Source organism: Clostridium sp. AF20-7 (assembly GCF_003479275.1).
GTDB lineage: Bacteria > Bacillota > Clostridia > Lachnospirales > Lachnospiraceae > Otoolea > Otoolea fessa.
The window spans coordinates 298539-306614 of sequence record NZ_QUGF01000004.1 but is presented as its reverse complement, the minus strand read 5'-3'; the positions used below and the strand labels follow the sequence as shown (position 1 = coordinate 306614).

The 8076-nt window shown below is 43.0% G+C and carries 5 protein-coding genes and 2 pseudogenes; all 7 read left to right on the top strand.

Going from position 1 to position 8076, the window contains the following annotated elements:
- Nucleotides 1-51 precede the first annotated feature (51 nt).
- Nucleotides 52-351, top strand: a pseudogene (locus tag DWX68_RS05800) (conjugal transfer protein TraE); the annotation flags it as partial.
- A gap of 17 nt (nucleotides 352-368) precedes the next feature.
- The gene (srtB, locus tag DWX68_RS05795; protein WP_118401261.1) at nucleotides 369-1133 is read left to right on the top strand and encodes a class B sortase; all 765 of its coding nucleotides are present in this window, start codon (nucleotides 369-371) and stop codon (nucleotides 1131-1133) included.
- A gap of 1880 nt (nucleotides 1134-3013) precedes the next feature.
- Nucleotides 3014-3580, top strand: a pseudogene (locus DWX68_RS15085) (C40 family peptidase); the annotation flags it as partial.
- 17 nt (nucleotides 3581-3597) lie between these two features.
- The gene (locus DWX68_RS05785; protein ID WP_118401259.1) at nucleotides 3598-3933 is read left to right on the top strand and encodes a DUF4315 family protein; all 336 of its coding nucleotides are present in this window, start codon (nucleotides 3598-3600) and stop codon (nucleotides 3931-3933) included.
- A 4-nt stretch (nucleotides 3934-3937) separates the two neighbouring features.
- Nucleotides 3938-4588 (top strand): CD1107 family mobile element protein, encoded by a 651-nt coding sequence (locus DWX68_RS05780; protein ID WP_243027574.1) that lies wholly within the window; start codon nucleotides 3938-3940, stop codon nucleotides 4586-4588.
- Nucleotides 4589-4660: 72 nt separating this feature from the next.
- Nucleotides 4661-6754 carry a type IA DNA topoisomerase gene (locus DWX68_RS05775; RefSeq protein ID WP_118401257.1) on the top strand — a complete coding sequence of 698 codons (2094 nt, stop codon included), beginning with the start codon at nucleotides 4661-4663 and terminating at the stop codon, nucleotides 6752-6754.
- A gap of 897 nt (nucleotides 6755-7651) precedes the next feature.
- On the top strand, nucleotides 7652-8011 hold the full coding sequence (locus DWX68_RS14875) for a TnpV protein (RefSeq protein ID WP_322099873.1): 360 nt from the start codon (nucleotides 7652-7654) through the stop codon (nucleotides 8009-8011).
- Nucleotides 8012-8076 lie beyond the last annotated feature (65 nt).

Below are 8076 nucleotides of genomic sequence, written 5' to 3'. Positions count from 1 at the left end.
GTGTAGGAAACCTACCGCCAACGGCGGCAAGGCGCCTTTACCCTACCCTACGATCTGCTTGCATCAAGGGAAATCGAGAATATCTTTGAAAACTCAGATTTTATCCTGATGCTCAACCAGGCATCCGGGGATCGACAGATTCTGGCAAAACAGCTTAATATTTCAACACACCAGCTTTCCTATGTAACAAACAGTGGAGAGGGAGAAGGGCTGATTTTTTATGGAAATACAATTATTCCATTTAAGGACAGATTCGATAATACCCTTATGCTTTATGCGTTAATGTCATCGAAGCCGGAAGATGTAGAGAAGCGTGAAAAACTCGGCATCAAAGGCAGAGATGATAGTTAAAGAGGTGACAGCAGAGTATGAGAAAATGGGTGGCAGGATTGTTACTTTCTATATCCGTTATATTGCTTACGATCAGTCTGTATTTCCTGATGGGATTTTTTATGCAGGAAAGACAGGATAACCAATTACAGCAAGAGTTGCAGGAACTTATGCAGGAAAAAGAGGACGATCCAGAAGAAGATACTTCCGACGATTTAGAGGTAGATGCTGGAATTTTGGCATTGCATGAAGAAAATTCAGATTGTATTGGCTGGCTGACCATTGATGGGACGAGAATAGATTATCCGGTCATGTACCGGCCCGGAGATAAAAATTATTATCTGCATCGGGATTTTAACGGGGAATATTCTGCAAATGGCTGTTTATTTCTGGCAGAGGAATGTGTACCAGGAGATTCGGACAATCTGATCATATATGGACATCACATGAACAGTGGGAAGATGTTTGCTGACCTTGAAAAATATAAGGACGAAGGATTTTATGAAGAACATCCGACAATCCTGTTCCGCACGATATGGGGAAATGAACAGTATCAGATATTTGCAGTATTTACAACACCCGTTTATACAGGAAATGATTTTGATTATTACAGTTTTATCAAAGCGGGAACAGTGGATGATTATAAAAAATTTGTTGCCTCCGTTAAGGAAAAATCACTTTATCAAACAGGAACAACAGCAAAATACAGAGATAAGTTACTTACACTGTCTACTTGTGAGTATTCCCAGAAAAATGGGCGTATGGTACTGGTTGCAAAGAAAAATAACGGAAAATTACCATAGATCAGGAGATGATGACCATGCAAGAGCATGAATATAAAGCAAGGGACAAGACTGTCCAGAAGATGAGCAGGGATGGACTCCGGGAAAAAAATCTTCGCAGTAAAAAGGAAAAGCGAATTACCGGGCGTGAGGCAGATGAGAAGAAAACAGCCGGACACAGGGAACAGGAGCTGGACTTTGGAAAGGTCAGAAAAACTCATACTGCAGAAGAAACGGTTGAGGAAGTGACAGAAGGAAAGCACAGGCTGCAGTCCAGACATGCTTTTCTGGAACAGGAAGAAATTGCAGAAGCGGAAGAAATGGAAAACTCAGAAATGAGTGATGATAAAGCAGGCGGGGAGAAATCTCCGTCTGTTTCACGTTCCAGACTTCGGAAAGAAAGTATCCGGGGGCATCCGGAACGGAAATTTGAACGTGATTCTGAAATAACAGAAACGGACAGGCAGAATCGAAAGAAAAAGATGGTCACAGCCTATGCAGCAAAAGAGCAGAAACGCTACCATGAAAAGTCAGAAGTTGATGAAAAATCAATGGAAGATTTTCGGGAAGAGATCAAAGGCAAGACAAAAAGGGAACAGATACGAAAAGAACAGAAGAAATCAAAATCCCGGCTTTCCTTTGAAGATGAAAGCAAGGGTGTGATTCCTGGCAGTGGGATGGCAAAAAGGGGAGCTTCCGCCGTTTCGGAAACGGTATCTGATTATGGTCAGAAAAAGGTCAGAGAAGATACCGATGATAATGCTGCTCTTGATGCGGCAGGTCAGATGGAGCTTGCAGGAGAAAGTCTTGCAAGAAAGTCTGTTTACGTTCGGGAACGATTGAAAGAGAACCGACAGAGAAATAACCGGTTAAGGGAATCTGTTCTGGAAGAAACAGAAAAATTCCGCCTGCAGTTTGGCACCAGTGCTTCCGATGAAGCAAAAAGGGCGGTTCAGAAAGAAGCAGAGCAGAAAAAGCAGTCTGCCTTAAAGAAATTATTGCAGAAAAAGCGTTACCAGAAGCAGTATCAGGCTGCGAAACAGGGAAAGGCTGTGAAAGATGCAGTGCTTGTAAATGCACAGCGATTTACAGAAAAAGCCAAAGCTGCGGTCAAGGAGCTTGTGGCACAGAACAGGAATATCCTCCTGTCCATAGGAGTTCTGGTTCTGCTGTTTGCGTTGATGGCGACGAGTCTGTCAAGCTGTGCTGCGTTATTCCAAGGAAGTTCCAATGCTATTATTTCTACCAGTTATTCCAGCGAGGATGCAGATATTTATGCTGCGGAAAATGCTTATGTGGCTTTGGAAAATGCACTGAATGAACAGATCAATCAGATGAAAACAAACCATTCCGATTATGACGAGTTCCAGTTCCAGATTGATGAGATCGGACACAATCCGTATCAACTCATTTCTTATCTGACAGTCAAGTACGGCGGTTTTACCTATGCAGAGGTTGCAGATGAGATTCAGGATATTTTTAAGGAACAGTATGGCTTATATACGGATTCGACACGAGAAACCGTAACAGAAAAGAAAACGGTCAGGGTTGGAGAATCATTGGGACAGGTTGTAACCAGTGGATATTGTAACTGCCCGATCTGTTGCGGACAGTGGAGTGGAGGCCCGACAGCAAGTGGAGCCTATCCACAGGCAAATCATACGATTGCGGTAGATGCTTCCAATCCATTTGTGCCAATGGGAACCCATGTCATTATGAATGGCGTGGAGTATGTAGTTGAGGATACCGGAAATTTTGCACAGTATGGTGTGCAGTTTGATGTATTTTATGGCGATCATGCTTCTGCGTCAGCACATGGGCATCGGACCTGGGAAGCATACATAGCAGACAGCAATGGAAGTCAGGAAGTGGAAGTAACGACAACAAGAGAAGTGAACCGGCTGGATGTAACACTTACGAACCATAACCTGGATGCAGTTTTAAGAAACCGTATGACAGATAAGGAACAGGAGCAGTATGACGCTTACAACAAATACTATGGAAATCGTGATTATCTGTTTGACCTTAACACAATTCCGACAGGTGGGGCAGGCTTTGGATATGATATTCCGGCAGAAGCACTTTCTGATCCGCAGTTTGCCAAGATGATCCGGGAAGCGGAAAAATATCTTGGTTATCCGTATGTCTGGGGCGGTGCATCGCCATCTACCAGTTTTGACTGCTCTGGTTTTGTATGCTGGGTAATCAATAATTGCGGAAATGGATGGAACGTGGGAAGAACAACAGCGGACGGGCTTCGTTCTTATTGTTCCTATGTATCTCCATCTGATGCAAAGCCGGGAGATCTAATCTTTTTCCAGGGAACTTATGATACGCCGGGAGCGAGCCATGTTGGAATTTATGTAGGAAATAACATGATGATTCATTGTGGAAATCCGATTCAATATACAAGCATTGCAAGTTCTTACTGGCAGCAACATTTTATGGCATTTGGCAGACTTCACTAGAAGGGAGCGAACAAGAGATGAATATGCGGTTAAAAAAGGTTCTGGATGACATTCAGAAAACTGAAAACAAGATTCTGGAACTGCAGGAGCATGTAAGGCAACTGAGAATCCAGAAAAAGCAGATGGAAGATGCAGAAATTATTAAGGCAATCCGTTCCATGAAGATGGACAGCCGAAAGATGCTGACTTTTCTGGATGGAATTCAGAACGGAACAGTTACCATGCAGTTTGATGAAGAGGGCAATCTTTCTATGGATAGTTCTGAAACGGGTATAAAGAAAGAAGAAAATATGGATAGCGAAATGTCAACCGGACTGATAGAAGAAAGAGAGGATTTGGAAGATGAAGAATAAAGTAATGAAAAAAGTTTTAATGATTATGTTGTCGGCAACGATGCTGATTGGTTCTGCCAGTGTGACCGCTTTTGCACAGGCAAATGAAAACGCAGAGCAGGCTGAAACTGCGGAACAGGTGATAGAAGAACAGCCGGCGGAGCAGCCTGCCACAGAGGGAACACCATTTTCCACGCCGGGAAACGGACAACTTGTGGATGATAAGGAGAATGACAGCTCCAAGCAGTTTCTGACTGTCCAGACAAAGAATGGAAATACCTTTTATATGGTTATTGACCGTTCCGGTACTTCTGAAAATGTGTACATGATGTCACTGGTAGATGAACAGGATCTGGCAGAGTTCTTAGATGAAAATGAAGAAACTGAGAAAAAAGAGGAATCTGCAGTTGTTCTTCCGGAAATAACCACAACACCAGAACCGGAAACTACCGTACAGCCAGAAACAGAAGTAAAACAGGAATCCAGTGGTAATAAAATGTTTGGTTCTGCAGTCCTGGGTGGAGGCATTGTGCTGGCATTCGGCGTTTTAGCTGCTTTTGCTTTAAGTAAATTCCGAAAGAAAAAAGAGGACGGAATTGTAGAGGAAGGTCTGGAATTTGCTGATGACAGTTACATCAATGAAGATGAAGAAAATGCAGAAGACCAGCAGAAATAACGAAAAATCATAAGGTATGGAGAAAGGGCAGTTCTTTATGGACTGCCTTTTTGACAGGAACAGGAGGAAAATATGGCGAAATTTTTAGTAATTGCAGAGAAACCAAGTGTGGCACAGAGTCTTGCAAAAAATTTATCTGCTTATCAGAGAGAGGATGGGTATCTGGAGGGGAACAGTTGCATTGTCAGTTGGTGTCTGGGACACCTGGCAGAATATGCACCACCGGAAATTTATGACGAAAAATATGCAAAATGGCAGTTTGAGGATTTGCCGATCATCCCGGAAGTATGGAAAGTACAGGTATCAGAAGATAAAAAGAAGCAGTTTGAAGTGTTGTGTAGCTTAATGAACCGGGAAGATGTAGCGTATCTGGTTAATGGCTGTGATGCTGGAAGAGAAGGAGAACTGATTTTTAAAAGAGTTTATGATCTGGCAGACTGTCGAAAACCAGTGAAGCGTCTGTGGATCAGCTCAATGGAAGATGAAGCGATCCTGAAAGGATTCCAGTCCCTAAATGACGGGAGAGAATATGCAGGGCTTTGTAATGCTGCGGTATGCAGGGCACAGGCGGACTGGCTGATTGGAATGAATGCAACGAGAGCTTACACAACCAGATATTTTAAACGTCTGGTAGTTGGCAGAGTGCAGACACCAACGCTTGCCATGCTGACAGAAAGAAAAGAGAAAATTGAGCATTTCAAGAAAGAAGCCTATTATAAGGTTTCCCTGTCAGATGGGAAACTTACGGTAACGTCAGAGAGTATCCCGTTAGAAACGGAAGCGGAAGAATTAAGAAAACTTTGTGATGGGGCAGAAGCACTGGTCACAAGGGTAAAAAGAGAACAGAAAAAGACTTTCCCACCAAAACTTTATGATCTGACCAGTCTGCAGAGGGAAGCAAATCGTTTTTTCGGATACACTGCCCAGAAGACACTGGATATGCTGCAGGAGCTGTACGAAGAAAAGATGGTTACCTATCCGAGAACAGACAGTCAGTATGTAACCGAAGATATGAAAGAAACGGTAAAAATGCTTGTCGAAGGCATGACAGATTTTCTTCCGTTTCTGAAATCTGAACAGACTGGAGAAAACATAGATCGTGTGGTTAATAATGCAAAGGTATCTGATCATCATGCAATACTGCCGACAAAAGAAGCAATGGAAAAAGGCATGGGAGGACTTTCCAGTGGAAAGAAAAATCTGCTGATGCTGATCGGACAGCAGCTTGTTCAGGCAACAGGGGAAGAGTACCTTTATGAGCAGACAGAAATTTCCGTACAGTGCAAAGAACATGAGTTTACTGCAAAAGGGAAGCTGCCTGTGCAGATGGGCTTCAAAGAAGTGGAAGAAGCCTTTCGGAAATACTGTGTAAAGGATAAGAAATCTGATGAACCGGATCATAAGACAGAACTTCCAGAAGGATATGAGGAAGGAATGACTCTTGCCTCTGTGAAAGCAGAGAAGAGTACACATTACACTTCTCCGCCGAAGATGTTTACCGAAGATACCCTGCTTGCTGCAATGGAAACAGCAGGGAATAAGGAATTTGATTCTGAAACAGAGAAAAAAGGACTTGGGACACCGGCAACCAGAGCCAATATCATCGAAAAGCTGGTAGTTTCTGGCTATGCAGAACGTAAAGGAAAACAGATTCTTCCTACAGTAGCAGGATGTGAGTTGATTCATGTAATGCCGGAGAATCTGAAATCTGCAAGCCTGACAGCAGAATGGGAGAATCAGCTTCTGATGATGGAAAAGGGGAAAATCCAGGAAGATGAATTTATGAATGGGATTGTATCCATGATTAATGAGATTCTTTCTTTGTGCAGGGCAATCCCGGAAGAAGAACGGAATCGTTTTCAGACTGCAAGGGAAGTGATTGGAAAATGCCCAGTGTGTGGTTCAGAAGTATACGAGGGAAAAATCAATTATTACTGTTCTGACAGAAACTGTCAGTTTGCTCTGTGGAAGTCGAACCGCTTTCTGGAAAATATGAAAAAGTCGATGGATAAAAAGATGGCGGTGGAGCTTCTGAAAAAGGGGCGTACCCATGTGAAAGGACTGTATTCCAAGAAAAAAGACAGCAAATTTGATGCCGATCTGGTACTGGGGCTGGAAGATGGAAAAGCCAGATTCAGTCTTGAGTTTCCTAAAAAGAAGAAATAAAGCACAGACGGAAGGAGGAATGAGTTATGGCTCATTTAGATGAGATACGGGGACTTGCAGAATATCATGCAACCCGTATCAGCAGTTCACCGAGAGACTGGATGAATTATCTGGATACTGCGGCCAGACTGTATCGGTATCCATTTATGGATCAGCTTTTGATCCACGCACAGCGTCCAAAAGCAACTGCCTGTGCTTCTTTGGAATTATGGAATGAAAAAATGCTGCGGTGGGTAAATCGAGGAGCAAAGGGAATTGCTCTTTTAGATGAAACCATGCAGAAAACAAGACTCCGGTATGTATTTGATATTCAGGATACTCATAAGGTAAAAGGTGGAAGAACACCGTATTTGTGGCAGTTGCAGGAGAAACAACAAGATGCCTTATTAAACCATTTAGAAGAAGTTTACGGACTGGAAGCTAAGGACGCAGGAAATCTTTCTGATGCACTGATGGCAACAGCAAAATACATGGTGGAAGAAAACCTGGATGAATATCTGGATGGCTTGACGTATATGACAGAAGGAACGTACCTGGAGGAGCTGGAAGAAGATACCATCCGCAGCGAATTTCGCAGTCTGTTGACAGATAGCATTTATTATACTCTGGCTTCCAGATGTGGGCTTGATCCGTTGGAACGGCAGGAAGAAATGGACTTTGTACATATCACAGATTATAACAGCTTATCAGTGCTGACATTTATTGGAAATGCAACGAGCATGGCCAGTGAGTCTGTGTTAGTGGATATTGGAAGATTTGTACACCGTATTTCATTAGAAGAAATGAAAAAGGGTATTGAAAATTCGGAAGAAAGGAATTATAATAAATTTAACACGTTAATTCGCGAAAGCGAAGAAAACAACAACAGAATCATAGAAAACGAATATCCACAGGAAAATGAAGGAGGAAATGAGCATGGAACTGACATATCATCGCAAAGGGGATTATCTGTTTCCGAATCTGACAATCCAGGAGACAGAAGCACAGATCGGGAAATACGGAATGCTGCGGAGGACATTTCTGAAGGAACACAAGAACAGCCTGTATCAGAGCCTGTTGCTGACTGGGAAACTGAACCGTCATCTGGAGGAGATCGAGAAAACAGCACAGAAGAGATTGGAAGTACAGATGGAGAAACTGTTGGAGAAGAATCCGGCACCGTCGAAAGAGGAGAACCCGATGGCGTGGACAGCCCATATGAACAGTCTGATGGCAACAGCGGAAGAGAGCATCTTGACGGAATTGGTATACAACTAATTGAAGACACAAGTGAAGATCAGTTAAGTAAAGCAGAGGAAGAAATCGCCTCTGCTTTATCTTTG

What these genes read in the sequence shown, in the direction of transcription:
- srtB (WP_118401261.1), top strand. Translation starts at nt 369, where the DNA reads ATGAGAAAATGGGTGGCAGGATTGTTACTTTCTATATCCGTTATATTG.
- DWX68_RS05785 (WP_118401259.1), top strand. Translation starts at nt 3,598, where the DNA reads ATGAATATGCGGTTAAAAAAGGTTCTGGATGACATTCAGAAAACTGAA.
- DWX68_RS05780 (WP_243027574.1), top strand. Translation starts at nt 3,938, where the DNA reads ATGAAAAAAGTTTTAATGATTATGTTGTCGGCAACGATGCTGATTGGT.
- DWX68_RS05775 (WP_118401257.1), top strand. Translation starts at nt 4,661, where the DNA reads ATGGCGAAATTTTTAGTAATTGCAGAGAAACCAAGTGTGGCACAGAGT.
- DWX68_RS14875 (WP_322099873.1), top strand. Translation starts at nt 7,652, where the DNA reads ATGAAGGAGGAAATGAGCATGGAACTGACATATCATCGCAAAGGGGAT.